This window comes from Arthrobacter sp. NtRootA1 (assembly GCF_019976975.1).
GTDB classification, from domain to species: Bacteria; Actinomycetota; Actinomycetes; order Actinomycetales; family Micrococcaceae; genus Arthrobacter; species Arthrobacter aromaticivorans.
The window spans coordinates 2,885,466-2,911,715 of record NZ_AP024630.1 but is presented as its reverse complement, the minus strand read 5'-3'; the positions used below and the strand labels follow the sequence as shown (position 1 = coordinate 2,911,715).

Here is a 26,250-nt window from a genome sequence, read left to right as displayed (position 1 = left end):
ACTGCGATGCCGCCGGTCAAGCTGTAACAACCACTTCCAAGGAAACGGGGACCACTGATGGATGAGGCAACGGCAGGAGCCGGCGCGGAGCAGGACGGACTAACGCCCGTCAAGCCGGCGGAGGCGGAACTGCTGGTGGTTACCGGCATGTCGGGGGCAGGCCGCAGTACCGCATCGGACGCCTTGGAGGACCACGGTTGGTACGTTGTGGACAACCTTCCTCCCCAGATGCTTGGCACCTTGGCGGAAATCGTCTCGCACGCGCCTAAATCCATCCCCAAACTGGCCGTAGTGGTGGATGTCCGAAGCAAGGACCTCTTTACTGACATCCAGACTGCCCTGGGCGCCTTGAGCGCCACTGGCATCACGTTCCGGGTACTGTTCCTTGATGCCAGCGATGAAGTCCTGGTCCGCCGGTTCGAACAAGGCCGGCGTCCGCATCCACTTCAGGGCGGCGGCCGGATCCTGGACGGAATCGGCATAGAGCGCGAGGTCCTGCGCGAACTGCGGGAGCATGCTGACGTCGTCCTGGACACCAGTGAGTTCAATGTGCACGGCCTGGCAACAGCCATCACTGAGTTGTTCAGCGATACCGGACCCGTGACGCTTCGGCTGAATGTCATGAGTTTTGGATTCAAGTATGGCTTGCCCGTAGACGCCAACTTCGTGGCCGACGCCCGCTTCATTCCCAACCCGCACTGGGTGCCGCAGCTTCGTCCCCACACAGGGCTGGATGAGGACGTCAGTGACTACGTGCTCTCCGCTGATGGGGTCCAGGAGTTTGTCGACCGTTACGTCAAGGCCTTGGAGCCTGTCCTGGACGGCTACCGGCAAGAGAACAAGCATTACGCCACCCTGGCTGTGGGGTGCACCGGTGGCAAGCACCGTTCGGTGGCAGTCGCCGTCGAGCTCTCCAAACGCCTCGCGCAATATCCGCGCGTAACCGTCACAACGACGCACCGCGACCTGGGGCGTGAGTAAATGGGAGTCCTTACAGGACCGTTGCCCCTCATCCCGCCGAAAGGCGTTCCGGGCAGCCAGCAACACAAGAGTCCTTCAGTAGTTGCCCTCGGCGGCGGGCACGGCCTGGCGGCTTCGCTCTCGGCACTTCGTTTGTTGACGTCGGAGCTGACGGCGATCGTCACGGTAGCTGACGACGGCGGCTCCTCCGGGCGTCTACGGGACGAGTACGGTGTCCTCCCGCCCGGTGACCTGCGGATGGCATTGAGTGCGCTGTGCGACGACACCGACTGGGGGCGGACATGGCGGGACGTCATGCAGCACCGCTTCGCTGCGGGAACCGCCAAGGGTGGTTCCCTGGACCATCATGCGATGGGCAACCTGCTCATCGTCACGCTCTGGGAGCTGCTGGGGGATACCGTGGCCGGCCTCAAATGGGCCGGGGCATTGCTGGGCGCGCGGGGTCAGGTACTGCCGATGTCCAGTGTTCCTTTGACCATCGAGGGCCAAGCCCGGGTGGAACTGCCTGGCGGCGGACATGAACTGCAGACCGTCAGCGGACAGGCGAAGTGCGCCGTTGCCGGGAAACTCGAGGAAGTGCGGCTGCTGCCCGAGGACGCCCGAGCCTGCACTGAGGCGCTCACCGCGATCGAGCTCGCCGATTGGGTCATCCTCGGACCAGGGTCCTGGTACACCTCGGTATTGCCCCATTTGTTGCTCCCCGAGCTTCGGCAGGCCCTTGGCGATACTGCGGCCAAACGCTGCCTCACCATGAATCTTGACGTCGAAACCAAGGAAACGTCCGGCATGACAGCGGCCGACCATTTGGATGTCCTGCGACGCTACGCGCCGGAGTTCAGCGTCGACGTCGTCCTCGCCGACCCCGCCGCGATCCAGGACCTGAAGGCTTTTGAGAAAGCTGCGGGGATGATCGGCGCGGAAGTGGTGTTGGGTAGAGTAGGGGCTTCGAGGCGCCGCCCCGTCCATGATCCACTGCTCTTGGCAGCGGCGTACCACGATATTTTCGGGAACAGTTAGGAATACACACGCGATGGCACTTACCGCGTCGGTCAAGGACGAACTGTCCCGGCTGGACATCAAGAAATCTTCAGTCCGTAAAGCTGAGGTTTCGGCGATGCTCCGCTTTGCAGGGGGCTTGCATATTATTTCGGGACGAATCGTCATCGAGGCTGAGGTGGACCTGGCCTCCACGGCGCGGCGTCTGCGCGCCGCGATTGCCGAGGTTTACGGACACCAGAGCGAGATCATCGTGGTTTCGGGTGGTGGCCTGCGCCGCGGTAGCCGCTACGTGGTGCGCGTTGTCCGCGACGGCGAGGCCTTGGCCCGCCAAACAGGACTCCTGGACGGTCGCGGCCGCCCGGTACGCGGCCTGCCTTCTGTAGTCGTCAATGGGTCTGCGGCCGATGCGGAAGCCGTCTGGCGCGGAGCTTTCCTGGCCCATGGATCCCTGACCGAACCAGGACGTTCCTCGTCCCTGGAAGTAACCTGTCCCGGGCCGGAGTCCGCGCTGGCACTGGTGGGTGCCGCCCGCCGGCTGGGCATACAGGCCAAGGCCCGCGAAGTCCGCGGTGTTGACCGCGTGGTTATCCGTGACGGTGACACGATCGCCGCGCTCCTTACCAGGATGGGCGCACATGACGCCTTGATGGTCTGGGAGGAGCGGCGCATGCGCAAGGAAGTCCGGGCTACTGCCAACAGGCTGGCCAACTTTGATGACGCCAACCTGCGCCGCTCGGCGCAGGCTGCCGTAGCCGCTGGCGCCAGGGTGGACCGCGCACTTGAAATCCTGGGCGATGATGTTCCGGATCACCTGAAGTATGCAGGGGAACTCCGGGTCGCCCACAAGCAGGCAAGCCTGGATGAATTGGGCCGCCTTGCCGATCCCCCCATGACCAAGGACGCTATTGCCGGCCGGATCCGCCGCTTGCTCGCGATGGCCGATAAACGCGCGCTGGATCTGGGAATTCCGGGTACTGAAGCAAATGTGACTCCGGAAATGATGGACGAGTAGTTCCCGCCCCTAGAATCGAGAACGTGCGGAGGAAATACTGCGAGGTCGCCGCGGGTTGTTCCCGTTGGCGGCAGGAGCAAGCTTCCTCCCCAAGGATTTCCGGCTGGCCTGCCGGCCGGATGAACACAACGAGAGTTACCAAACCGGACTTCGGTCCATTACATTGGAGGATTTCGTGACAGAGTACGTTCTGCCCGAGCTCGGCTACGACTACGCAGCGCTCGAGCCGCACATTTCGGCGAAGATCATGGAGCTGCATCACAGCAAGCACCACGCTGCCTATGTTGCAGGCGCCAACAACGCCCTCAAGCAGCTCGCTGAAGCCCGCGAATCGGGTGACTTCGCCAACATCAACCGCCTCTCCAAGGACCTCGCGTTCCACACCGGCGGCCACATCAACCACTCCGTGTTCTGGAACAACATCTCCCCGGACGGCGGCGACAAGCCTGAAGGCGAACTCGCAGCCGCCATCGAGGACGCTTTCGGGTCCTTTGACGCTTTCCGTGCCCAGTTCACCGCTGCCGCACTGGGTCTGCAGGGTTCCGGTTGGGCCTTCCTGGCGTACGAGCCCATCGGTGGCAACCTGGTCATCGAGCAGCTCTACGATCAGCAGGGCAACGTCGCCGTTGGTACCACTCCGCTGCTCATGCTGGACATGTGGGAGCACGCGTTCTACCTGGACTACGTCAACGTCAAGGCTGACTACGTCAAGGCGTTCTGGAACATCGCCAACTGGGCAGATGTCGCCAAGCGCTTCGAAGCAGCCCGCGCCAACGCTACGGGCCTCATCGTCCTGTAGCTGGTGAGGCCCGATTCACGTTGATGTAACAAAAGTCACATTAACGCTGAAATGGGACCAAATACTGGAAAGCCTGCCCCCGCAGTTGCGGGGGCAGGCTTAGTTAAACGTAAGATGGGTCACGGAAGGCGGTTAGCCTTCAGCAACGTGGCTGGTCGCCCTCCGATCTGATAATCACCTCTGCCCAATGACGTGCGGGGTCTGTTAGTTGGAAATATTGATCCGACTCACTAGGCGTGCTTGCAAGAGCACCAAGGAGATTGACACATAGTGACCACCCGTATTGGTATCAACGGCTTCGGCCGCATCGGCCGTAACTACTTCCGCGCAGCACTGGCCCAGGGCGCAGACCTTGAGATCGTCGCAGTCAACGACCTCACCAGCCCTGAGACCCTCGCCCACCTCCTGAAGTACGACTCCGTCGGTGGCCGTCTGACCCAGTCCGTGGAAGTCAAAGAGGGCAACCTGGTTGTTAACGGCGAGTCCATCACGGTCCTTGCTGAACGCGATCCCGCAAACCTTCCCTGGGCCGAGCTCGGCGTGGACATCGTCATCGAGTCCACCGGGTTCTTCACCAAGGCAGCAGCAGCGCAGAAGCACATCGACGCCGGCGCCAAGAAGGTCCTCATCTCGGCTCCTGCCAGCGACGAAGACATCACCATCGTCATGGGTGTGAACCACGAGCTCTACGATCCCGCGGCGCACCACATCATTTCCAACGCATCCTGCACCACCAACTGCCTGGGCCCGCTGGCCAAGGTTGTCAACGACGCCTTCGGCATCGAGCGTGGCCTGATGACCACGGTTCACGCCTACACGGCTGACCAGAACCTGCAGGACGGCCCCCACGGAGACCTCCGCCGTGCCCGCGCTGCCGCTATCAACATGGTCCCCACCTCCACCGGTGCCGCAAAGGCCATCGGCCTGGTCCTGCCGGAGCTCAAGGGCAAGCTGGATGGCTATGCAATCCGCGTCCCCGTCCCCACCGGTTCCGCAACGGACCTCACGGTCACTGTTTCCCGCGAAGTTACGGTCCAGGAAGTCAATGCCGCGGTCAAGGCCGCTGCTGAGTCCGATCAGTTTGCCGGAATCCTGAGCTACACCGATGCTCCCATCGTCTCCTCGGATATCGTTGGCGACCCCGCTTCGTCGATCTTCGACTCCGGCCTGACCAAGGTGATCGGCAACCAGGTCAAGGTTGTTTCCTGGTATGACAACGAGTGGGGCTACTCGAACCGCCTCGTCGACCTCACGGAGCTCGTCGCATCCAAGCTGGGCTAGGGTAGACACATGACATCTCACACCCTCAACGAACTCATCGCTGAAGGTGTCCGCGGGCGGTACATTCTGGTCAGAAGTGACCTTAATGTGCCGCTCGACGGCTCTACAGTGACCGACGACGGCCGCATCAAGGCCTCCCTCCCGGTCCTTAAGAAGCTCTCGGACGCCGGTGCCCGTGTGCTCGTAACCGCCCACCTCGGCCGCCCCAAGGGCGCCCCTGAGGAAAAGTACTCATTGAAGCCCGCAGCCACCCGCCTCGCGGAACTTGCGGACTTCAACGTCCAATTGGCCGCTGATACGGTTGGCGACTCCGCCAAGGAACTGGCAGCTGCTTTGCAGGATGGCGAAGTACTCATCCTGGAAAACGTGCGTTTCGATGCCCGCGAGACCAGCAAGAACGACGCCGAGCGTGGCGCATTCGCTGACGAGCTGGTTGCCCTGACGGGTGACAACGGCGCGTTCGTGGACGACGCCTTCGGCGCAGTCCACCGCAAGCACGCCAGCGTCTACGACGTCGCCACGCGGCTGCCCTCTTACCTCGGCGACCTCGTGCACACCGAGGTGGAAGTTCTCCGGAAGCTCACCGCAGACACGCAGCGGCCTTACGTCGTTGTCTTGGGCGGTTCCAAGGTCTCGGACAAGCTGGCAGTCATCGACAACCTCCTTGGCAAGGCAGACACCATCCTGGTCGGTGGCGGCATGCTGTTCACCTTCCTCGCCGCCGAAGGCCACAAGGTAGCTGGCAGCCTCCTTGAGGAAGACCAGATTCCCGTAGTGCAGGACTACCTGAAACGCGCTGCGGACGCCGGTACGTCTTTCGTGATTCCCACGGACGTCGTGGTCGCCAGCCGCTTCGCAGCGGATGCCGAGCATGAAGTAGTCCGCGCGGATGCCATCGAGGAAAGCTCCTTTGGTGCCTCCGGCATTGGATTGGACATTGGGCCCGAATCAGCCTCTGCTTTTGCGGCGCAGATCGAAGGCGCCAAGACCGTCTTCTGGAATGGCCCCATGGGCGTCTTCGAATTCGAGGCATTCTCCAGCGGCACACGGGCCATCGCGCAGGCCCTGACTGACACTGTGGCCTTCACGGTTGTCGGTGGCGGCGACTCCGCCGCAGCAGTAAGGACCCTCGGCTTCGAGGATTCCCAGTTTGGCCACATCTCCACCGGTGGTGGGGCCAGCCTGGAATATCTTGAAGGCAAGGAACTTCCGGGCCTCAGCGTCCTGGACCGCTAAACAGCAATCCGGCCGGCAGGACGCCCACGCGTCCTGCCGGCTGTTCCATTTATCAACGCATTCTTGGAGTTCATGTGACTACCTCTGCCAACGGCAACTTTGTCCGAAAGCCCTTCATCGCAGGCAACTGGAAGATGAACATGGACCACGTCCAGGGCATCACTTTGCTACAGAAGCTCGTCTGGACCCTCTCGGACGCAAAGCACGATTACAACCGCGTAGAGGTTGCCGTCTTTCCGCCGTTTACCGATCTCCGCGGGGTGCAGACGCTCGTACAGGGCGACGAACTCGACGTTGTTTACGGCGGCCAGGACCTGTCCCAGTTCGACTCTGGCGCCTATACCGGTGACATCTCCGGCCAGTTCCTGAGCAAGCTGGGCTGCGCATACGTTTTGGTAGGGCACAGTGAACGCCGGACCATTCACAACGAGTCCGACGATGTCCTGAATGCAAAGGTCAAAGCCGCGTTCCGCCACGGTGTCACACCGGTCCTTTGCGTGGGTGAGGGCCTCGAAATTCGTCAGGCAGGCACGCACGTGGAGCACACGCTGGCCCAGTTGCGCGCCGGTGTCGAAGGCCTCACTCCGGAACAGGCCGCTGAGCTCGTTGTCGCCTATGAGCCCGTGTGGGCTATCGGAACCGGTGAAGTTGCAGGTCCGGACGATGCACAGGAAATGTGTGCTGCCATCCGCGCCGAACTTGCCAAGCTCTTCGACGAGGGCGTGGCTGAAAAGACGCGCCTTCTGTACGGTGGCTCGGTCAAGGCCAACAACGCTGCCGCCATCATGGCAGAAAACGACGTTGATGGCCTGCTTGTGGGTGGCGCCAGTTTGGACCCAGCTGAGTTTGCTAACATTGTCAGGTTCGAGAGCCACCTCGTCACGGACTAGTCCGGCTCCCGTTTTCCGCTTCTTCGAAAGGCCGTCGTGGACGTTCTTCATGTCATCCTGCAGATCCTGCTGGGCGTAACCAGCCTTCTGCTGACGCTGCTCATTCTTCTCCACAAAGGACGTGGAGGCGGTTTGTCCGACATGTTCGGTGGAGGAATGAGCTCCGGATTGAGCTCTTCCGGCGTCGCTGAGCGGAACCTGAACCGCTTCACCATCATTCTTGGCGTGACGTGGGGAGTCGTCATCATCGGCCTGGGCCTGATCATGCGCTTCACCTCAGGTGGCGATTCCTAATAGTTCGCGCGGGAAGGCTCCTGCAAGGGAGCCTTCCCAGAATTTCGGAACCATTCGGCACCAAACACCAGTGCCGCCGTCGTACCCCTCGCATTAGACTGGGCCTGTTGGCCGTAAGGCCTACGGGCCGTGACGGCCAACCACCGAGTCGCTAGGGGTTCGAAAATGGTTCATGGCACGCCTGGTTACCGGGGCACCCGCGTTGGTGTAGCACTCGGAACTGCTCCTCGACATCAAAGCGACCACGGCGATGGAGAACAACTGCCGCGTATTCGTGTCCCGTATTGGTGCGCCAAGGGACACGAGACGCGGCTTGTTTTCCTTAAGCTGCCGGACGAACAAATACCCAAGAACTGGGACTGTCCCAAGTGCGGCCTCCTTGCATCGAGAGACCCAGGCCAGGTTACGGAAACCCGGCCGGAAGATGACCTCTTCAAGTCGCACTTGGATTACGTTAAAGAAAGACGCTCCAGCCAGGACGCCGAAATCGTCCTGGCCGGAGCGTTGGAGCGGTTACGCGCCCGCGGGGTCCTTCCGGACCAACTGCTGGGGGACACGTGACGCCGCGTTCTCGTCGATGAGCCAAAGGGTCCTTGAACGCCCAACCGGGCCTGCTGCGGGAACCTGAACAGGGTTGGCCCCTGCCAAGGCAAGGCCCACAGCGCCGGCCTTGTCTTCGCCCGCTACCACCATCCAGATTTCCTGCGCCGTGTTGATGGCAGGCAAAGTCAAGGAGATGCGCGACGGCGGCGGCTTGGGCGAGTTTTCAACACCCACCACTGTACGGTTCTTCTCCCTGATGGCGGCCTGTTCCGGGAAGAGGGAAGCGACGTGCGCGTCAGGACCTACACCGAGCAGGAGTACGTCGAAACGCGGAAGGACGCCGGGCTCCTCCGGACGGGTATCGGACATGTCAGCTGCATGCTCTGCCTCAGCTGCTGCCTTCAGCCTGTCGGCATAGTCAGCCGCAGCATCATCAGCCGATGCGAATTCGTCCGAAGAACCGGGCTCATGGACCCGGGCAGGGTCAACCGGCAGGTGGGCGAGCAAAGCCTGGTGTGCCTGGCGGGTGTTGCGGTCATCGTTGTCTGCTGCAACAAAACGCTCATCCCCCCACCAGAAATTCACCTTTGACCAGTCGACAGCTGGTGCCGCGGCAGAATCCGCCACCGCCTTCAGGGTACCGATCCCGACAGTTCCTCCGGTCAGGACCACCGTGGCCTCACCGTGCTTGTCCTGGACATCCACAAGCTTGGTGATAAGGCGCGCCGCAATAGCCGCCATGAGCACCTTGGAATCGGGGTGGATACTTACTCTGGGATCAGCGTGCACTGGTCTGGACTCTCCTCTGACTGGTTAATGGCAGTCCCATCGTAATCACTTCTCCGAAGACTTCGTCGGGGTCCAGCCGACGGAGTTCTTCGGCGAGGCAATCCTTCAGGCTGCGTCGGGGGAGGGTGATGCGCTGTGCAGGCTGACCCGGCTGCGTTAGCTCGGCCACGGACAATCCCGGGCGGAAAAGCTGGACGTCACCGCTGGCACGCGTCATGCGGACGCGGCGGATTCCGGTACCAGCCGGATCGGCAACGATCGTCACAGGCGCTTGCAGGGCAAGGCTCAACCAGGCTGCCAGGAGCAGAGTGCTGGGAGAGTCCGAAGCACCTTCCACCGCTACGGCCGAGACGGGGTCCCCGTCCACCTGGTCGAACACGGCAGCAAGCTGCATGCGCCAGTTCGTCAGACGGGTCCATGCGAGATCCGTGTCGCCTGCCTTGTAAGTCCGGCGAATGTTCTCCAGTGCCAGGGCGGGGTCGGGCTCGTTCGCGGAGTCCGTGATGCGACGGTGCGCAATACGCCCGATGGACGTCTCGCAGGCGCTTTCCGGTGCGCCGTGGGGCCACCAGGCCACAATCGGTGCGTCCGGAAGCAGGAGGCCTGATACCAGGGACTCGCTTTCGTGGGCCATGTGTCCGAACCCCCGGAGCACGATGACTTCGGAAGCACCGGCGTCGCCGCCAACGCGGATCTGCGCGTCGAGGCGGTCCGGTGCTTCTGCCCCGGCATCGGCAAGCACGATGATGCGGCAGGGGTGTTCGCGGCTGGCCTCGTTGGCCGCCTCGATGGCGTCTTCTTCCTGCCCGGACTTCGTGACAACCACCAAGGTCAGCACCCGGCCCAGGGCGATCACGCCGCCCTGTTCCCGCAGCGACATGATCTTCTTGGAGATCTTGGAGGTGGTTGTGTCGGGAAGATCTACGATCATGGCCTTCTCCAGGTTCGTCCATCACGGGCAAGGAGTTCATCGGCCGAAGCCGGTCCCCAGCTACCGGGTGCGTACGGTTGCGGTTGTTCTTCCAGGCCCGCCCAGTACTCTTCGAACGGGTCCAGGATCTTCCAGGACAGCTCAACTTCCTGGTGGCGCGGGAAGAGCGGCGGTTCGCCCAGGAGTACGTCCAGGATGAGCCGTTCGTAGGCTTCGGGGCTGGATTCGGTAAACGAGTGGCCGTAGCCGAAGTCCATCGTGACGTCGCGGACCTCCATTTGCGTGCCCGGCACCTTGGAACCGAAACGGATCGTGGCGCCCTCGTCAGGCTGGACACGAATAACTACGGCGTTCTGACCGAAGTCGTCATCGTTGTGATCGCGGAACAGCAGGTTGGGTGCACGCTTGAAGACAACCGCGATTTCGGTCACGCGGCGGCCCAGGCGCTTTCCGGCACGCAGATAGAACGGAACCCCGGCCCAGCGGCGGGTGTTAATGTCCACACGGATCGCGGCATAGGTTTCGGTCTTGGAATCAGCAGGAATGCCGTCCTCGTCCAGGTAACCGAGTACCTCCTCGCCGCCCTGCCAACCACCGGTAAATTGTCCCCGGGCGGAATGCGTGGACAAATCATCGGGCAGCTTGACGGCCGCGAGGACCTTTTCCTTCTCGGCACGCAGGTCATCGGCGTTGAAGGAAATAGGCTCTTCCATTGCCGTCAAGGCCAGGAGCTGCAACAGGTGGTTCTGGATCACGTCACGGGCCGCGCCGACGCCGTCGTAATAGCCGGCACGGCCGCCAGTACCGATGTCCTCGGCCATGGTGATCTGGACGTGGTCAACGTAGTTGGCATTCCAGAGAGGTTCGAACAGCTGGTTTGCAAAGCGCAGGGCCAGGATGTTCTGGACCGTTTCCTTGCCCAGGTAATGGTCAATCCGGAACACGGCATCCGGCGGGAACACTGACTCGACGATGTCGTTGAGCTGACGGGCTGACTCGAGGTCGTGACCGAACGGCTTTTCGATGACCACCCGGCGCCATTGCCCGGGCTTCGCCTGGGCCAGGCCATGCTTGGACAGCTGGCGACAGACCTGCTCGAACGCCTTGGGCGGGATAGAGAGGTAGAACCCGTGGTTGCCACGCGTGCCACGGGTCTCGTCCAGTTCCTCCAGGACGTCACCGAGGCGCTCAAAGGCGTCGTCGTCGTCGAACTCGCCCTGGACAAAGCGAATACCCGAAGCCAACTGTTCCCAGACGGCCTCATCAAACTTGGTCCTCGCATGGGCCTTGACGTTCTCTTTCACCTCCGCCGCGAAGTCTGCGTTGTCCCACTCACGGCGTCCGAATCCCACCAGGGCAAAGCTGGGCGGAAGCAGGCCGCGGTTGGCAAGGTCATAGACGGCCGGCATGAGTTTCTTACGGGCGAGGTCGCCGGTGACTCCGAAGAACACCAACGAGGACGGCCCGGCGATGCGGTTCAGGCGCCGGTCCCGCGGATCCCGCAAGGGGTTCCGCAGGCCGGCGTTCTTCCTGCCGTTTTCAGTTTCTGGCATGTTTGGTTTTGTGCCTTAGCTTTCGAGCGCGCTGGCCTGGCCGGCCAGTGCAGCGACGACTTCCTTGAGCTGGGCTACGCCGGCAGCACGTTCGGTGAGGTGCAGGCGCAACACGGGACGGCCATGGCCTTCCAGGACCTGGGCATCGCCCGAGGCCTGTGCAGCAATGAGCTCCCCGAACGTGAAGGGGCGGTCAGGAATTTCCAGGTCCAAAGACGATGCTGCGGTGATCTGAAGGAACACACCAATAGCCGGGCCGCCCTTGTGGAACTGTCCCGTGGAATGCAGGAACCGAGGGCCCCAGCCGAACGTCACCGGACGGCCGGAAACAGCGGCGAGTTCGTCACGGATGCCTTCAAGGGGTGCATGGGAGATGCGGTCCAGGTAAGCTTGGACGCTCAGGTAACCGTCAGAGCCGAGCTGGGCCAGAAGTGCCTGCACGGCCTCGGCTGCCGTGGAAGCACTACCGAGCCAATCGCCGCCGCGAACTTCCACGACGCCGTCGGTGAACGCGGCCGGAGTGGGCTCAGGCCGGGCATCCAGCAGACCGCGCGCGGCCACTTTGGCAGCCTCGACGTCGGGCTGGTCAAACGGGTTGATGCCCAGGAGCCGGCCTGCAACGGCGGTCGCGAATTCCCAAAGGAACATCTGGGAAGCCAGGCCACCTGCGATGGCGACTTCGTTTTCACGAAGTTCGACGTCGGCGTCCGCACTGACCAGCCGGACCACCAGGACGTCCTCAGCGCCGCCAAGAGCCTCGGGGGAATCCGGGCCCGCGACAACAGGCAGCACACCCGTGCCGAGCTTGCCCGTGGACTCCGCGATGAGCTGCTCGGCCCAATCAGCGAAGCCCACAATGCCGGAACCGTCCTCGGCTATGACGATCTTGTTGCGCAGAGGATTGGTGCCGCCCAGGGCGATGCCCAAGGCAAGACCAATGTTGTCCTCGGAATCCTCATTGAGGATTTCTGCCGCTTCCTCTGCCTCGTCCAGGAAAGATTGGATATCCACACCGGCCAGGCCACACGGGACCAGGCCGAACGCGGTAAGGGCGGAGAACCGGCCGCCGACGTTCGGGTCGGCGTTGAAGACTGCACGGTAGCCGGCTTCGCGGGATGCCTTGTCCAGCGGAGAACCCGGGTCCGTCACGATAATGATTCGACTCTTGGCATCGATACCGGCGTCCTTGAACGCTTTCTCGAAAACCCTGCGCTGGGAATCGGTCTCAACAGTTGAACCGGACTTAGAGGACACGACGATTGCAGTCGCCGCCAACCGGTCCGTCAAAGCAGCGCTGACCTGCTCAGGATCTGTGCTGTCCAGCACAGTCAGCTCGACGCCGGCGGTGCCGGCGATGACCTCGGGAGCCAAGGAGGAGCCACCCATGCCACAGAGGACAATACGGGAGACGCCCTCGGCGCGGAGAGCATCGCGAAGTTCGAGAATGCTCTCCACCAAAGGTTGCGATACGGCGGCAGCCTCAACCCAGCCCAGACGGATGGCCGACTCGGACTCCGCTTCTGGACCCCACAGCGTGTGGTCTTTGGCGAAAATCCTCGTGGCGACCTTGTCGTCTACCAGGCTGGTGATGTTCTGGGCGATGGCCTGCTGCGCGGCACCGCTGGCGTCGTAGCTGATTGTGCTCATGGTTGGTTAGGAAGCCTTCCGTGCGGTGGCGAGGGCGCCTTCTACGTCGGCCAGGAGTTCCTTCCAGCTGGCCACGAACTTCTCGAGACCTTCGGACTCAAGCACGGCTACGACGTCGTTGTAGGAAACGCCGAGTGCTTCGAGTGCGTCGAGGGTCTGGTTCGCTTCTGCGTAGGTGCCGGTGATGGTGTCTCCGGTGACTACGCCGTGGTCGAACGTTGCGTCGAGGGTTTTTTCCGGCATGGTGTTGACCACGCCGGGGGCGACGAGTTCGGTGACGTACAGGGTGTCGGGGTAGGCCGGGTCCTTGACGCCGGTGGAGGCCCAGAGCGGACGCTGGGGGAGGGCGCCGGCTTCTGCGAGCAAGGCCCAGCGTTCGGTGGAGAACAGTTCTTCGTAGACCTGGTAGGCCAGGCGTGCGTTGGCGACGCCGGCCTTGCCCTTGAGGGCCTTGGCTTCGTCGGTGCCGATGGCATCCAGGCGCTTGTCGATCTCGGTGTCCACGCGGGAAACGAAGAAGGATGCCACGGAGTGGATCTTGGAGAGGTCATGGCCGTTGTCCTTGGCCTGTTCCAGGCCGGACTGGAAGGCGTTGATGACGGCGCGGTAGCGCTCCAGGGAGAAGATCAGGGTCACGTTGACGCTGATGCCTTCGGCCAGGGTTGCCGTGATGGCTTCCAGGCCTTCCAGGGTTGCCGGGATCTTGATGTGGACGTTGTCCTTGTTGACCTTGCCGTGCAGGTGCTTGGCCTCGGCGATCGTGGCCTGGGTGTCCCATGCCAGGCGCGGATCCACCTCGATGGACACGCGACCGTCCACGCCGTTGGTCGCGGCAGCGATCGGTGCGAAGAGGTCGCAGGCGTCGGCGACGTCCGTGGTGGTGATCTCGAAGATGGTCTCTTCGACGCTGGCACCGGCTTCGGCCTTGGCTGCGATGGTGGCGTCGTAGTCCGTGCCGGTGGTGATGGCGGCGTGGAAGATGGAGGGGTTGGTGGTGACACCAACGACGTTCTTTTCGTCGATGAGCTTCTGCAACGTACCCGTTTGGAGGCGGTTGCGGGAAAGGTCATCGAGCCAGATGGAAACGCCGGCGTCGGAGAGTTGCTGCGTGGGGGTGCTGGTCATTGTTTTCTCCTTGATAGAGGTATCAGGCGCTCAGGCCTGCGAGGGAGTCTTTTGCAGCGGCGGCGACGGCTTCGGCAGTGATGCCGAATTCCTGGAACAACCGCTTGTAGTCTGCCGAAGCGCCGAAGTGCTCAAGTGAGACCGAACGTCCGGCGTCACCGACGAATTCGCGCCATCCCAGGGCGAGGCCGGCTTCGACGGAAACGCGTGCCTTCACCTCGGCGGGGAGCACGGACTCACGGTAGGCCTCGTCCTGCTTGTTGAACCATTCCACGCACGGCATGGAAACAACGCGGGTGGCGATGCCTTCAGCCTGGAGCGCTTCGCGGGCCGCGACGGCGAGCTGGACCTCGGAGCCCGTGCCGATCAGGATGACCTGCGCGTCAACGGTTTCGCCGTCCTTGGAAGCCTCAGCCAGGACGTAACCGCCTTTGGCCACACCAGCGGTGGAACCGAAGGTGTCACCTTCTGCGGTGCCTTCGCCGCGGGCGTAGGTGGGGATGTTCTGGCGGGTCAGGACAATACCGGCCGGGTTCTCGTGGTTCTCCAGCATCGTCTTCCACGCTGCCGAGACCTCGTTCGCGTCACCGGGGCGGACGACGTCCAGGCCCGGGATGGCACGCAGCGAAGCGAGTTGCTCCACGGGCTGGTGGGTGGGACCGTCTTCGCCCAGGCCGATGGAGTCGTGCGTCCACACGTACAGGGACGGCACACCCATCAACGCGCCGAGGCGGATGGCCGGGCGCTGGTAATCCGAGAAGATCAGGAACGTGCCCGAGAACGCACGGGTGCGTCCGTGCAGGGAGATGCCGTTCACGATCGAGGCAGCCGCGTGCTCTCGGATACCGAAGTGCAGGACCCGTCCGTACGGATTGCCCTTCCACGCGTCGGTGGAGCGCGAGGTGGGAATGAACGAGGGCGAGCCTTCAATCGTGGTGTTGTTGGACTCGGCGAGGTCGGCGGAACCGCCCCACAGCTCGGGAAGGACCGGGCCGATGGCGTTCAGGACCTTGCCCGATGCTGCACGGGTGGAAACATCCTTGCCGGCTTCGAACACCGGCAGTGCCGCGTCGATGCCCACGGGAAGCTTCTTGGCCTCAACGCGCTCCAACAGGGCAGCAGCGTCCGGGTTGGCTGACTGCCAGGACTCGAACGAGGACTGCCAGGCAGCGCGGGACTCGGCGCCACGGTCCAGGACCTTGCGGGCGTGTGCCAGGACCTCTTCGTCAACATCGAAGGACTTTGCAGGATCGAAACCGAGCACGGTCTTCAGTGCTGCGACTTCCTCGGCACCCAAGGCCGAGCCGTGGATCTTGCCCGTGTTCTGCTTCTTCGGGGCCGGGTAGCCGATGATGGTCCGCAGCGAAATGATGGACGGTTTGTTCGTCTCAGCCTTCGCGGCCAGCAATGCTGCGTAGAGTTCCTGGACGTCCTCGACGTACTCCCCGGTCTTGGTCCAGTCCACACGCTGGGTGTGCCATCCATAAGCTTCGTAGCGCTTCAGGACATCTTCGGTGAACGCGATGTCGGTGTCATCTTCAATGGAAATGTGGTTCTCGTCGTAGATCACCACGAGGTTGCCCAGTTCCTGATGGCCGGCCAGCGAGGACGCCTCGGACGTCACGCCTTCCTGCAGGTCGCCGTCGGAAGCGATAACCCAGATCGTGTGGTCAAACGGTGATTCACCGGCGGGAGCATCGGCGTCGAACAATCCACGCTGGCGGCGCTGGGAGTAAGCGAAACCAACAGCCGAAGCCAAGCCCTGGCCCAACGGGCCGGTAGTGATCTCCACACCAGCGGTGTGCTTGTACTCGGGGTGGCCAGGGGTCAGCGAACCCCAGGTACGCAGTGCCTCAAGGTCCTTCAATTCCAGTCCATAACCGGAGAGGAACAGCTGGATGTAAAGAGTCAGTGACGTGTGACCGGGGGACAGGACGAACCGGTCACGCCCAATCCAATCAGGGTTCTTCGGGTCATGGCGCATCAGCTTCTGGAACAGCAGGTACGCTGCCGGCGCCAAGCTCATAGCCGTGCCGGGGTGACCATTTCCAACCTTCTCCACAGCGTCAGCAGCCAACACACGAACGGTGTCAACAGCCTTCCGGTCCAGATCGGTCCATGACAGTTCTTGCTCTTCCAAATGTGGCACGAAAACCGAGCCCCTCTCTGTGCTGACGGCAGGCGTAAGGACACGGCACGCAGGAAGCACAGGATGGCGCCCGCTGCAATGTGTCTACCAGCCGTTCACCATTGAAACGTTGATCCTTCATCCAGACGCACGGCTCCTCCGAGAATACGGTTTCCCGGATTGTCAACGTGTGCTGATCTGCTCAACAGCTTAGCCCCAAACGTGTCCTGAGACTCAGGGAATCCCACTAACTGGACAGAAATTCCCTTATATGAATCACGATGGCGCCGCCACGGAGTGAACTTTCCGAAACATTGGCGTATTTTGCGGACATGGACGCACTTCCAGCCACGGTATGATATCTGGAGGCCACCAGCGGTTCATGCGCCTGCGGTTCCATCTCGGAAACCCGGACTGCAGCCGCTGCGAGAACCCCAGAGCATAGAACAGAGTGACTGCCGCCGTGAGCACAACTGATACGCCCCTCAATGCGTCCCCGGCCCGGGGAAGCATCGGAATGTCCCGTAAATTAAAGGCGTATCTGGCTCTCACCAAGCCCCGTGTCATCGAGCTGCTCCTGGTCAGCACCCTCCCCACCATGATCTTTGCCCAGCGCGGCTTCCCATCCATCGGGTTGATTCTGGCGACTCTCGTGGGGGGTGCCTTCGCTGCAGGCAGCGCCGGCGTGTTCAACTGCTACATCGACCGGGACATCGACAAATTGATGCACCGCACTGAGAAGCGGCCGCTGGTTACTGGCGAAGTATCGCCACGGGAGGCTTTGGTTTTTGCCTGGATTCTCGGCGCCGCGTCGATTGCCATCCTGTGGTTCGGCGCGAATCCGTTGTCCGCATGGCTTGGCTTGGGTGCCATCGTTTTCTACGTGGTCATCTACACCATGATCCTGAAGCGCCGCACCGCACAGAACATCGTTTGGGGCGGGGCAGCCGGCTGCTTCCCGGTGCTCATCGCCTGGGCCGCGGTCACCAACACCGTTGAGTGGCCTGCCATTGTGCTGTTCATGGTTATCTTCCTATGGACGCCCCCGCACTACTGGCCGCTGTCCATGCGCTACGGCGAGGACTACCGCAACGCCAAGGTGCCCATGCTCGGAGCAATTGCAGGGGCCAAAGTTGTGTCCGTCCAGGTGGTCCTTTACGCCTGGGCAATGGTTGCCTGCTCGCTCCTGATGATTCCCGTTGGCGGCGCCGGCTGGGTCTATACAATTGCCGCTGTCGCTGCTGGGGCCTGGTTCCTGTACGAGAGCCACGCCCTCTACAAGCGAGCCCAGGGTGGCGACGTCTCCAATAAGGGCGCCATGAAGGTCTTCCACGGCTCCATCAGCTACCTGACGCTACTCTTCATCGCGCTGGCAGTAGACCCGTTCATCGGCTCACCGATCATCGGCGGCTAACCTCCGCGGCCGCTTCCACCAATAAGGCACGACCACAAATAAGGCACGACCACAAATAAGGCGCGACCACAAATAAGGCGCGACGCCGCATCCCACCCCGGGTACCGGCGTCGTGCCTTTCGTTTCCCCTCGATGCTCTGTCACATCCCACCGGGCTTTCGGCGGATGCTCGCGCACAACCCGCTGCGTTTTCACTGATGCTCGCTCACATCCCACTGACCTGGTCGGGGGTGTTCGTTTGACCGTGGATGCCAGCACGGATGCTATGACCGCTTCCTTCGAAGCAGATGAAGAATGCGTAAAAGGGCCAGCAACGGGAGCCGCTGGCCAGATAGCCCCGCCCAATCCCCGCGCCGCTGTCGTGGTAAGGCGCGAACTACCTCCAGGCGTGCTGGGAGTCGCATAGAGTCCGGACACGGTTGGCCCGTTTGCGGTCAAATGCCTTTGTCGTCCGAAAGTGATCGAGCAACCGACCTAAGCCGTGGGGATGTGAGCGAGCAACCACCCCAAGCCGTCGGGATGTGATCGAGCAACCACCCCAAGCCGTCGGGATGTGAGCGAGCAACCGCCCTGAATCGTCGGGATGTGATCGAGCAACCGACCTAAGCCGTCGGGATGTGAGTGGGGGCTACTTGGCGGGGCTGTACTTGGCGATATCAGCCGCGTTGGTCGATGCGCTCGTTAGCAGGGCTGCGCCAAGCATGTGTGCGCCCACGAGAAGCGCAGGAATTCCGTTGTAGTACTGGGTGAACCCGATGACGGCTTGGAGCAACGTCACGGCGAGCAGCAGGAATGAAGCGGTCCGGAACGGGCCGCCAATCTTGTGCCGGACCACAAGGTATACAGCCAATAGTGTCCCGGCTGTGATCAGGTAGGCGGGCACAGCGTGAATGTGTGAGAAAAGGTCCCAGTCCAGATCATTGCGCGGCGCGTCTGCGTCGCCTGCGTGCGGACCGGCGCCTGTGACTACTACGCCGAGCATGACTGCTATTGCCGAGAAAACGGCGACGGCCAGCATAACGGGGCGGGCAACGGAAGGCAGTGCAGGCAGTACCTGCTTCATGAATCGGCCGGTGCGGCCGAAGGCACGGTTCACGAGCAGAGTCGCGAAGACAACCAAGGCCATGGATACCAGGAAGTGCAGGCCCACAACCCAGGGGTTGAGGTTGGAAAGAACCGTGATTCCGCCGATGATGGCCTGAGCAGGGATGCTCGCGAGCAGGCCAAGGGCGAGCATGAAGAGGTCGCGACGTTCCTTGCGGAGATTCCACAAGTAGACCAGCATGAGTGCAGCAACCGCCGCCAACGCGAACGTGAGCATACGGTTTCCGAACTCGATAAAACCGTGAATGCCCATTTCAGGCGTGTTGACGAGGGAGTTATCGGTGCATCGCGGCCACGTGGGGCAACCAAGGCCCGACGCCGTAAGGCGAACTGCACCACCGGTCACCACGAGCACTGTCTGTCCGATCAGGGAGAGGACCGATAGCCGTTGGATAGTGCGATTTACCTCCGTTGGCAGCTTGGCGGTGAATCGCTGGACGGATTTAGGGAGGCGTGATGCCGTGCTCACAGTTTGCTCAACTCTCAGTTCTGCTTGTTGTCAGTTCCACTTGAACCAGCGAATGGCTGCGGCGCCGGCCAGCAATGTCCACAGCAGGAGGACCAGGACGGCGGGGAAGGGCACAATGCCCAGCAGGAATGCATCCCGCAATGCCTGGCCGAGGGCGCCAGAGGGCAGGAAATGCACGATGCCCTGGGCTACGGCAGGAAGCCTTTCTGCCGGGACAACTATCCCGCCCAGCGCTCCGAGAAGGATCCACAGAAGATTGGTGATGGCCAGGGTAGCTTCAGGCCGAACCGTTCCCGCAACGAGGAGTCCCAGCGCAGTGAACGATGCCGCACCAAGGACAAGGATCCCAAGGCCCGGAAGCCATGCTTCGGGCCGGGGCTGCCAGCCCAGGAGTCCGGCGACTGCCCCGACCACCAGCACTTGAAGGAAGAGGACGACGAGCACAGCGAGTATCTTGCCGGCGATCAGGCCACCACGTCCCAGGGGGGTAGTTGAGAGGAAGCGGAGAACGCCGTAACGCCGGTCAAATCCCGTGGCAATGCCCTGGCCAGTAAAGGCGGTGGACATTGCGCACAGGGCGAGGATTCCCGGCGTGGCCACGTCGACACGAGGGCCTCCGAGCCCATCGAGGAGCGGAGTAACAGTCAGCCCGGCCAAAGCAAGCAGAGGCAGGACGACTGCAAGAATCAGTTGCTCACCGTTCCGCAGCATTGTGATGGTCTCGTAGCGGCCTTGCTGCAGAATACGGCGAGGCAAGGAAGCGGGTCCGGCGTTGGGGGACAGTAGCTTGCTCATCGGAGGTCCCTTCCGGAAATGTCCAGGAAAACGTCCTCGAGGCTCCGCGCCTCGAGTCTGAGTGACGCCGGCATGATGTTCCGTGCGGCCCACCAGGCGGTTAGGGCGGCAAGGTCGTCGGGCCCCAGGGCGCCGGTGATCGAGTAGCTGCCAGCCCGGCTTTCCAGGACCTGCAGACCTGCGCCAAGGACGTCTTTGAACTCGAGTCCCGGCGGCGCATCGAAGAAGAGGGTCCGGTCAGTAATTGCGGTGTCGGTGGAATGATCGTGCCGCAGAAGGTCGGCGACCGTTCCCTCGGCGACGTTGTGTCCGCCGTCGATGATGTAGACGTAGTCAGCCAAGCGCTCGGCGTCATCCATCAGGTGCGTCGTGAGGATGATGCCCATGCCGGCGTCGCGCAGTTCGGCAATGAGGTCGAAAACCACCTGCCGCGAATGCGGATCGAGTCCAGCGCTGGGTTCGTCGAGGAAGAGGACCTCCGGGTTGCCAATCAATGCGGCAGCCAAGGCCACCCGTTGCTTTTGGCCACCTGATAAGCGCCGCACACTGGTGCGGCTGAATTGGGCGATGCCAAGACGCTCCACGAGGGCGTCGACGTCCATGGGATCGCGGTACATGCCGGCAACATGACGCAACAAAGGGATTGGACGGGCCGACGGCGGGAGGCCGCCATCCTGAAGCATGACACCTACCCGGGACCTCAGGTCAGCGCCCGCAGTATCCGGGTCTGCGCCCAGGAGGGAGATTGTTCCCCCGGTACGTTTCTGCAGGCCCTGGGCACATTCCAAGGTGGTGGTCTTGCCAGCACCGTTAGCCCCGAGAAGGGCCGTAATCTGGCCCCGCCCGGCCGTCATGGACAGCCCACTGACAACCCGGAGCATTTTGCCGTCAAGGGAGGCCAGGGGGCCTACATCCTTTATGAGTCCGTCTATAGTGAGGACAGGGGAATCGGTGGATCGCACCAGAGTATTCTACGGGAAGTAGTACGGTCGCATTTGGCGGGTGGCTAAGGTCAGTCTTGCCTTACTGGATGCATGAAACAAATTACGACATGATTGTGTTGTGTATTCCATGACGAGTCCAATCTCCATGCCATCAAGGCGGCATGCCGCAGCGGCAGAGGCCTTCGCGCCTTCGTCGGCGCTGCCGGACGCGGAAGACCGCACCAGGGACCGCGTCCTGAGCGCAGTGTTGGAAAACGGCCCCGTAAGTGCCGCCGAACTGGGCGACCTCCTTGGTTTCACGCCCGCAGCGGTCCGCCGCCACCTGGATCACCTTGAGCGAAATGGCGTAATTGAAGTCAAGCGCGTCGCCAAGGCGGGAGCCGGGGCGGGACGCCCTGCGCGCCGCTATGTCCTGAGTTCGCAAGGGCAATCCAAGCTTGGCGACGACTACTTGAACATCGCCAGCTCCGCGCTCCGCCGACTCCAGGAGATCGCTGGCGAGGATGCAGTCCGTGAATATGCTGAAGAGCGCTTCTCTGAAATGGAGCGCCGCTATGCGCCGGAAGTTGCGGCCGCCGGGCAGGATATCGCGGCCCGCTCCTTGGCCTTGTCCAAGGCCCTCAGCCGGGACGGCTATGTTGCCTCTGCCCATTCCATTGAGGCCAAAGCCCCACTGCCGGCAGAATTTTCCAGTGTCCAGCTGTGCCAGGGACATTGCCCCATCCAGCAGCTCGCAGCAGAGTTTCCTGTTTTCTGTGACAGCGAAACCAAAGTCTTTTCCCGCTTGGTGGGCGTCGATGTCCGGCGTCTTTCAACCCTGGCGCAAGGCGGGCACGTTTGCACCACCCACATACCTACCGGGCGACCAGCTGCCACGGTGCATCACAGCATCGCAGAGCAGTCCGGGAACCCGTACCAGGAATCAAACAACCAGCAAGAAAGGCCGTGATGACGGACCAACTAGCAGAGAAAGCGGTAGCTGACGGCACTGTGATCTCGGAGATTCTGGAGAAGAATCCCGAACTGCACGGTATCGGAAACTACGAGTACGGCTGGGCCGACAAGAACGACGTAGGCGCGAATGCCCGTCGTGGCCTCGACGAGGAGGTTGTCCGCGACATCTCCTCGAAGAAGAACGAGCCCGAATGGATGCTCGATCTGCGCCTCAAGGGCCTGAAGTACTTCGACCGTAAGCCCATGCCTACGTGGGGCGCAGACCTCTCGGGCATCGACTTCGACAACATCAAGTACTTCGTGCGTTCCACTGAGAAGCAGGCGGCAACGTGGGAAGACCTGCCGGAAGACATCCGGAACACCTACGAAAAGCTCGGCATCCCGGAAGCTGAGCGCAGCCGGCTCGTTTCAGGCGTCGCAGCCCAGTACGAATCCGAAGTTGTCTACCACCAGATCCGCGAGGACCTCGAAGCCCAGGGCGTTATCTTCCTGGACACGGACACCGCCCTGCGCGAACACCCGGAGATCTTCCAGGAGTACTTCGGCACCATCATCCCCGTGGGCGACAACAAGTTCGCTTCCCTGAACACGGCAGTATGGTCCGGTGGATCCTTCGTGTACGTGCCCAAGGGCGTGCACGTCGACATCCCGCTCCAGGCATACTTCCGTATCAACACGGAGAACATGGGCCAGTTCGAGCGCACCCTGATCATCGCCGATGAGGACTCCTACGTTCACTACATCGAAGGTTGCACGGCCCCGATCTACACCTCGGACTCCCTGCACTCCGCCGTTGTGGAGATCATCGTGAAGAAGGGCGCCCGCGTCCGCTACACGACCATCCAGAACTGGTCCAACAACGTGTACAACCTCGTCACCAAGCGTGCCATCTGCGAAGAGGGCGCCACCATGGAATGGATCGATGGCAACATCGGCTCCAAGGTGACCATGAAGTACCCGGCCGTTTACCTGGTAGGCGAGCACGCCAAGGGTGAAACCCTGTCCATCGCTTTTGCGGGCGAGGGCCAACACCAGGACACGGGCTCCAAGATGGTGCACATCGCACCGAACACCAAGAGCTCCATCATTTCCAAGTCCGTGGCCCGCGGCGGTGGCCGCGCGGCCTACCGCGGCTTGGTCCAGGTCCGCGAAGGTGCAAAGCACTCGGCCAACACGGTCCGTTGCGATGCCCTTCTGGTGGATACCATTTCCCGCTCGGACACCTACCCGTACATCGACATCCGCGAGGATGACGTCGTCATGGGTCACGAGGCCACCGTTTCCCGCGTCAGCGAAGAGCAACTCTTCTATCTGATGTCCCGCGGCATGCCTGAGGACGAGGCCATGGCCATGATCGTGCGCGGCTTCATTGAGCCGATCGCCCGTGAACTGCCCATGGAATATGCCCTTGAGCTGAACCGCTTGATTGAACTGCAGATGGAAGGGTCCGTCGGTTAACAATGACTGATATCACTACTGAAAAGGCGCGCATCGGCGCGCCCTCGGCCCAGCCGTTTATCAACGGCTTCACCGAGGAAGGCGAAAACCTTTCGCCCCTAAACACCGGAACAAACACCAGCACGACGTCGGAGCAGCCTGCTGCTGGTCCGCTCGGTGGCGCATCGGTAAAGAGCCACTCGCATGGTGGCGGCGTCGGTATCCCGGACAGCTCCCGCGCCGGCCGCCTCACGTCTTACAAGCTGGAGGACTTCAAGCCGCTGACCGGCCTTGAAGAAGACTGGCGTTTCACACCGCTGAAGCGCTTGCGCGGTCTCCACACCGAGGTCCTTGACGGTGCAGCTCCGGCTGTCAGTGTGACCGCACCGGCCGGCGTCGTCGTCGAGACCGTTGGCCGCGACGACAAGCGCATCGGGCAGGCAGGCATCCCGGAGGACCGTGTGTCCGCAAACGGCTGGGAGAACTTTGCCGAGGCTACCGTTGTAACGGTTCCGGTTGAGCTGCAGGCCGAGAGCGAAGTTTCCGTCCTGGTCACCGGCTCCGGCGACGCTCCGTCGGCGCAGCACATTGTGATTGTGGCAGAGCGATTCTCCAAGGCCGTCGTGGTCCTGGACCACCAGGGCACCGCTGTTGTTTCCGAGAACGTTGAAATTATCGTCGAAGATGGCGCTGAGCTGACTGTCGTGTCCCTGCAGGAATGGGCAGACGACGCCGTTCACGCATCGGCGCAGCAGGCCAGGATCGGCCGCGACGCGAAGTTCAAGCACATCGTGGTCAGCCTCGGCGGTGACGTCGTGCGCGTTACGCCGTCCACCCGCTTCACCGCTCCTGGTGCCGACGTCGAAATGTTCGGCCTGTACTTCGCCGATGCCGGTCAGCACCTTGAGCAGCGCCTGTTTGTTGACCACGCAGTGGCCAACTGCAAGTCGCGCGTGCTGTACAAGGGTGCGCTGCAGGGCCGCAATGCCCACACTGTGTGGGTGGGCGACGTCCTGATCCGTAAGGAAGCAGAAGGCACCGACACCTATGAGGCCAACCGCAACCTGGTCCTGACGGACGGCGCGCGTGCGGACTCTGTGCCGAACCTGGAAATCGAGACGGGACTCATCGAGGGTGCCGGCCACGCCAGCGCCACCGGCCGTTTCGACGACGAGCACCTCTTCTACCTCATGGCACGCGGCATCCCGGAAAAGGTTGCCCGCCGCCTGGTGGTTCGAGGCTTCCTCAACGAGATCATCCAGCAGATCAACGTCCCGGCAATCGAAGAACGCCTGACCGCTGCTGTTGAGCGCGAACTCGCCGCGACCGACAACTAGCAGACCAGGCAGGACAACGATGAGTGAACAAACCAAAGGCGAACTGGTATGCAACGCCAATGACATCCAGGTCAAGCAGGCGCTGCGCGTCCTGATCGATGACTACCCCGTAGCTATCGTGAGGGACTCGATGGGTCAGATCCATGCCATCGGCGATACCTGCTCGCACGCGGACATCTCGTTGTCCGAAGGCGAGATTGAAGGCTGTGCGATTGAGTGCTGGGGCCACGGTTCCCAGTTCGACCTCCGCAGCGGACAGCCTCTCCAGCTGCCTGCCTACGACCCCGTTCCCGTTTTCGCCGTCACCATCGATGGTGACGACGTCTACGTGGACGTGACCAACGTTGTGAACGGTGCTTCGGTAGACAACTACTGAGCGCCCAGTATCACCAGACTTACGAACGGAAAAGAAAGAAGAGCATGTCTACTCTTGAGATCAAGGACCTGCACGTCAGCATCGAGACGGAGCAGGGCACCAAGGAGATCCTGAAGGGCGTCAGCCTCACCATCAAGACCGGTGAAACGCACGCCATCATGGGCCCCAACGGCTCGGGCAAGTCCACCCTCGCTTCCACCATTGCCGGCCACCCCCGCTACACGGTGACCAGCGGCACCATCACTCTCGATGGCGAAAACGTCCTCGAAATGAGCGTTGACGAGCGCGCCCGTGCAGGCGTCTTCCTCGCCATGCAGTACCCGGTAGAGGTTCCCGGCGTCACCATGACGAACTTCCTGCGTACCGCCAAGACGGCCATCGACGGCGAAGCACCCGCCCTTCGCACGTGGACCAAGGATGTCAAGGCTGCCATGCAGCAGCTGCGTATCGACGCCGACTTCGCACAGCGCAACGTCAACGAAGGCTTCTCCGGTGGCGAGAAGAAGCGCGTCGAGATCCTTCAGCTCGAGCTCTTCAAGCCGAAGTTCGCCGTTCTGGATGAGACCGACTCAGGCCTGGACGTCGACGCCCTCAAGGTAGTTTCCGAAGGCGTCAACCGCGCACATGCAGAGGGAAACATGGGCACGTTGCTCATCACCCACTACACCCGCATCCTGCGCTACATCAAGCCGGACTTCGTCCACGTCTTCGTCGACGGCAAGGTTGTTGAAGAGGGCGGCCCCGAGCTGGCCGACCGTCTTGAAGAAGAGGGCTACGACCGCTACGCCGCAGGCGCAGGCGTTGCCGTTGCTCCTGCCGTACAGGGCTAGTTAGGATCGTTCCATGACCGAAATCAACGCGGCGCGCACCAGCCTCGAGGACGTCGAGGAAGCGCTCAAGGACGTCATTGACCCGGAGCTCGGTGTCAACGTCGTGGACTTGGGCCTCCTCTATGGCCTGAAGTACTCGGATGAGGACGGCGCACTCCTGATCGACATGACACTGACAACGGCGGCTTGCCCGCTCACGGACGTGCTGGAAGAGCAGGTAGGCAAGTCCCTCGACGGCGTAGTGGATGAATGGCGCTTGAACTGGGTATGGATGCCGCCATGGGGTCCCGAACGGATCACTGACGACGGCAAGGACCAGATGCGGGCCCTGGGCTTCAACATCTGATCAGCAGGTTTCGCCCTCCAGGGGCAAAGAAATGGT

The 26,250-nt window shown here is 62.1% G+C and carries 25 protein-coding genes; 16 read left to right on the top strand and 9 right to left on the bottom strand.

Going from position 1 to position 26,250, the window contains the following annotated elements:
* Positions 1 to 57 precede the first annotated feature (57 nt).
* The 9 genes from rapZ to LDN90_RS13015 all read left to right on the top strand — a co-directional run bounded on the left by rapZ (position 58) and on the right by LDN90_RS13015 (position 8,053).
* Entirely contained in the window at positions 58 to 981 is a 924-nt protein-coding gene (rapZ, locus tag LDN90_RS13055; protein ID WP_216925792.1) for an RNase adapter RapZ, read from the top strand.
* A complete protein-coding gene (yvcK, locus tag LDN90_RS13050) occupies positions 982 to 1,998 on the top strand; it encodes a uridine diphosphate-N-acetylglucosamine-binding protein YvcK (RefSeq protein ID WP_216925791.1) in 1,017 nt (338 codons plus the stop codon). It begins immediately after the preceding gene.
* A gap of 13 nt (positions 1,999 to 2,011) precedes the next feature.
* Complete coding sequence (gene whiA, locus LDN90_RS13045; protein ID WP_018777554.1) at positions 2,012 to 2,992, top strand: DNA-binding protein WhiA; 981 nt, start codon at positions 2,012 to 2,014, stop codon at positions 2,990 to 2,992.
* Positions 2,993 to 3,167: 175 nt separating this feature from the next.
* Positions 3,168 to 3,791 (top strand): superoxide dismutase, encoded by a 624-nt coding sequence (locus tag LDN90_RS13040; protein ID WP_216925790.1) that lies wholly within the window; start codon positions 3,168 to 3,170, stop codon positions 3,789 to 3,791.
* 270 nt (positions 3,792 to 4,061) lie between these two features.
* Entirely contained in the window at positions 4,062 to 5,072 is a 1,011-nt protein-coding gene (gap, locus tag LDN90_RS13035) for a type I glyceraldehyde-3-phosphate dehydrogenase (RefSeq protein WP_216925789.1), read from the top strand.
* A gap of 9 nt (positions 5,073 to 5,081) precedes the next feature.
* Positions 5,082 to 6,308 (top strand): phosphoglycerate kinase, encoded by a 1,227-nt coding sequence (locus LDN90_RS13030; RefSeq protein ID WP_223946065.1) that lies wholly within the window; start codon positions 5,082 to 5,084, stop codon positions 6,306 to 6,308.
* Positions 6,309 to 6,382: 74 nt separating this feature from the next.
* Positions 6,383 to 7,198 (top strand): triose-phosphate isomerase, encoded by an 816-nt coding sequence (tpiA, locus tag LDN90_RS13025; RefSeq protein ID WP_216925787.1) that lies wholly within the window; start codon positions 6,383 to 6,385, stop codon positions 7,196 to 7,198.
* Positions 7,199 to 7,234: 36 nt separating this feature from the next.
* Positions 7,235 to 7,492 carry a preprotein translocase subunit SecG gene (gene secG / locus LDN90_RS13020; RefSeq protein ID WP_216925786.1) on the top strand — a complete coding sequence of 86 codons (258 nt, stop codon included), beginning with the start codon at positions 7,235 to 7,237 and terminating at the stop codon, positions 7,490 to 7,492.
* Between the two features lie 165 nt (positions 7,493 to 7,657).
* On the top strand, positions 7,658 to 8,053 hold the full coding sequence (locus tag LDN90_RS13015) for an RNA polymerase-binding protein RbpA (protein WP_216925785.1): 396 nt from the start codon (positions 7,658 to 7,660) through the stop codon (positions 8,051 to 8,053).
* Here LDN90_RS13015 and pgl read toward each other — a convergent pair.
* Genes pgl through tkt form a run of 6 tightly spaced genes read right to left on the bottom strand, consistent with a single transcriptional unit; the run spans position 8,006 to position 16,229 of the window.
* Entirely contained in the window at positions 8,006 to 8,824 is an 819-nt protein-coding gene (pgl, locus tag LDN90_RS13010; RefSeq protein WP_223946064.1) for a 6-phosphogluconolactonase, read from the bottom strand. The genes LDN90_RS13015 and pgl overlap by 48 nt on opposite strands.
* Positions 8,814 to 9,755 (bottom strand): glucose-6-phosphate dehydrogenase assembly protein OpcA, encoded by a 942-nt coding sequence (locus LDN90_RS13005; RefSeq protein WP_216925783.1) that lies wholly within the window; start codon positions 9,753 to 9,755, stop codon positions 8,814 to 8,816. Before LDN90_RS13005 ends, pgl begins: the two co-directional genes overlap by 11 nt.
* Positions 9,752 to 11,308 (bottom strand): glucose-6-phosphate dehydrogenase, encoded by a 1,557-nt coding sequence (gene zwf / locus LDN90_RS13000; RefSeq protein ID WP_216925782.1) that lies wholly within the window; start codon positions 11,306 to 11,308, stop codon positions 9,752 to 9,754. Before zwf ends, LDN90_RS13005 begins: the two co-directional genes overlap by 4 nt.
* 15 nt (positions 11,309 to 11,323) lie before the next feature.
* On the bottom strand, positions 11,324 to 12,955 hold the full coding sequence (locus LDN90_RS12995; RefSeq protein ID WP_223946063.1) for a glucose-6-phosphate isomerase: 1,632 nt from the start codon (positions 12,953 to 12,955) through the stop codon (positions 11,324 to 11,326).
* Between the two features lie 6 nt (positions 12,956 to 12,961).
* A complete protein-coding gene (gene tal / locus LDN90_RS12990) occupies positions 12,962 to 14,080 on the bottom strand; it encodes a transaldolase (RefSeq protein WP_223946062.1) in 1,119 nt (372 codons plus the stop codon).
* A 22-nt stretch (positions 14,081 to 14,102) separates the two neighbouring features.
* Positions 14,103 to 16,229 carry a transketolase gene (gene tkt, locus LDN90_RS12985; protein WP_223946060.1) on the bottom strand — a complete coding sequence of 709 codons (2,127 nt, stop codon included), beginning with the start codon at positions 16,227 to 16,229 and terminating at the stop codon, positions 14,103 to 14,105.
* A gap of 430 nt (positions 16,230 to 16,659) precedes the next feature.
* Between tkt and LDN90_RS12980 the strand changes: the two genes are divergently transcribed.
* Positions 16,660 to 17,622: a heme o synthase gene (locus tag LDN90_RS12980; RefSeq protein WP_223946059.1), complete on the top strand. Its 963-nt coding sequence runs from the start codon at positions 16,660 to 16,662 to the stop codon at positions 17,620 to 17,622.
* A 628-nt stretch (positions 17,623 to 18,250) separates the two neighbouring features.
* Here LDN90_RS12980 and LDN90_RS12975 read toward each other — a convergent pair.
* Genes LDN90_RS12975 through LDN90_RS12965 form a run of 3 tightly spaced genes read right to left on the bottom strand, consistent with a single transcriptional unit; the run spans position 18,251 to position 20,952 of the window.
* Positions 18,251 to 19,195 (bottom strand): COX15/CtaA family protein, encoded by a 945-nt coding sequence (locus tag LDN90_RS12975; protein WP_223946058.1) that lies wholly within the window; start codon positions 19,193 to 19,195, stop codon positions 18,251 to 18,253.
* Between the two features lie 30 nt (positions 19,196 to 19,225).
* The gene (locus tag LDN90_RS12970; RefSeq protein WP_223946057.1) at positions 19,226 to 19,990 is read right to left on the bottom strand and encodes an ABC transporter permease; all 765 of its coding nucleotides are present in this window, start codon (positions 19,988 to 19,990) and stop codon (positions 19,226 to 19,228) included.
* A complete protein-coding gene (locus LDN90_RS12965) occupies positions 19,987 to 20,952 on the bottom strand; it encodes an ABC transporter ATP-binding protein (RefSeq protein ID WP_223946055.1) in 966 nt (321 codons plus the stop codon). The genes LDN90_RS12970 and LDN90_RS12965 overlap by 4 nt, the downstream gene beginning before the upstream one ends.
* A 127-nt stretch (positions 20,953 to 21,079) precedes the next feature.
* Here LDN90_RS12965 and LDN90_RS12960 point away from each other — a divergent pair, with 127 nt between their 5' ends.
* The 6 genes from LDN90_RS12960 to LDN90_RS12935 are packed head-to-tail and all read left to right on the top strand — an operon-like array spanning position 21,080 to position 26,214.
* The gene (locus LDN90_RS12960; protein WP_223949290.1) at positions 21,080 to 21,883 is read left to right on the top strand and encodes a helix-turn-helix domain-containing protein; all 804 of its coding nucleotides are present in this window, start codon (positions 21,080 to 21,082) and stop codon (positions 21,881 to 21,883) included.
* Positions 21,883 to 23,346, top strand: a complete 1,464-nt coding sequence (gene sufB / locus LDN90_RS12955; protein WP_223932865.1) for a Fe-S cluster assembly protein SufB — start codon at positions 21,883 to 21,885, stop codon at positions 23,344 to 23,346. Before LDN90_RS12960 ends, sufB begins: the two co-directional genes overlap by 1 nt.
* Before the next feature lie 2 nt (positions 23,347 to 23,348).
* A complete protein-coding gene (gene sufD, locus LDN90_RS12950) occupies positions 23,349 to 24,662 on the top strand; it encodes a Fe-S cluster assembly protein SufD (protein WP_216925773.1) in 1,314 nt (437 codons plus the stop codon).
* Between the two features lie 19 nt (positions 24,663 to 24,681).
* Entirely contained in the window at positions 24,682 to 25,038 is a 357-nt protein-coding gene (locus LDN90_RS12945) for a non-heme iron oxygenase ferredoxin subunit (protein WP_223946054.1), read from the top strand.
* Positions 25,039 to 25,082: 44 nt separating this feature from the next.
* Positions 25,083 to 25,868 carry a Fe-S cluster assembly ATPase SufC gene (gene sufC, locus LDN90_RS12940; RefSeq protein WP_216925771.1) on the top strand — a complete coding sequence of 262 codons (786 nt, stop codon included), beginning with the start codon at positions 25,083 to 25,085 and terminating at the stop codon, positions 25,866 to 25,868.
* A gap of 13 nt (positions 25,869 to 25,881) precedes the next feature.
* A complete protein-coding gene (locus tag LDN90_RS12935; protein WP_216925770.1) occupies positions 25,882 to 26,214 on the top strand; it encodes a metal-sulfur cluster assembly factor in 333 nt (110 codons plus the stop codon).
* Positions 26,215 to 26,250: the final 36 nt, after the last annotated feature.

What these genes read in the sequence shown, in the direction of transcription:
- rapZ (WP_216925792.1), top strand. Translation starts at nt 58, where the DNA reads ATGGATGAGGCAACGGCAGGAGCCGGCGCGGAGCAGGACGGACTAACG.
- yvcK (WP_216925791.1), top strand. Translation starts at nt 982, where the DNA reads ATGGGAGTCCTTACAGGACCGTTGCCCCTCATCCCGCCGAAAGGCGTT.
- whiA (WP_018777554.1), top strand. Translation starts at nt 2,012, where the DNA reads ATGGCACTTACCGCGTCGGTCAAGGACGAACTGTCCCGGCTGGACATC.
- LDN90_RS13030 (WP_223946065.1), top strand. Translation starts at nt 5,082, where the DNA reads ATGACATCTCACACCCTCAACGAACTCATCGCTGAAGGTGTCCGCGGG.
- LDN90_RS13015 (WP_216925785.1), top strand. Translation starts at nt 7,658, where the DNA reads ATGGTTCATGGCACGCCTGGTTACCGGGGCACCCGCGTTGGTGTAGCA.
- LDN90_RS13005 (WP_216925783.1), bottom strand. Translation starts at nt 9,755, where the DNA reads ATGATCGTAGATCTTCCCGACACAACCACCTCCAAGATCTCCAAGAAG.
- zwf (WP_216925782.1), bottom strand. Translation starts at nt 11,308, where the DNA reads ATGCCAGAAACTGAAAACGGCAGGAAGAACGCCGGCCTGCGGAACCCC.
- LDN90_RS12995 (WP_223946063.1), bottom strand. Translation starts at nt 12,955, where the DNA reads ATGAGCACAATCAGCTACGACGCCAGCGGTGCCGCGCAGCAGGCCATC.
- tal (WP_223946062.1), bottom strand. Translation starts at nt 14,080, where the DNA reads ATGACCAGCACCCCCACGCAGCAACTCTCCGACGCCGGCGTTTCCATC.
- LDN90_RS12970 (WP_223946057.1), bottom strand. Translation starts at nt 19,990, where the DNA reads ATGAGCAAGCTACTGTCCCCCAACGCCGGACCCGCTTCCTTGCCTCGC.
- LDN90_RS12960 (WP_223949290.1), top strand. Translation starts at nt 21,080, where the DNA reads ATGCCATCAAGGCGGCATGCCGCAGCGGCAGAGGCCTTCGCGCCTTCG.
- sufB (WP_223932865.1), top strand. Translation starts at nt 21,883, where the DNA reads ATGACGGACCAACTAGCAGAGAAAGCGGTAGCTGACGGCACTGTGATC.
- sufD (WP_216925773.1), top strand. Translation starts at nt 23,349, where the DNA reads ATGACTGATATCACTACTGAAAAGGCGCGCATCGGCGCGCCCTCGGCC.
- LDN90_RS12945 (WP_223946054.1), top strand. Translation starts at nt 24,682, where the DNA reads ATGAGTGAACAAACCAAAGGCGAACTGGTATGCAACGCCAATGACATC.
- sufC (WP_216925771.1), top strand. Translation starts at nt 25,083, where the DNA reads ATGTCTACTCTTGAGATCAAGGACCTGCACGTCAGCATCGAGACGGAG.
- LDN90_RS12935 (WP_216925770.1), top strand. Translation starts at nt 25,882, where the DNA reads ATGACCGAAATCAACGCGGCGCGCACCAGCCTCGAGGACGTCGAGGAA.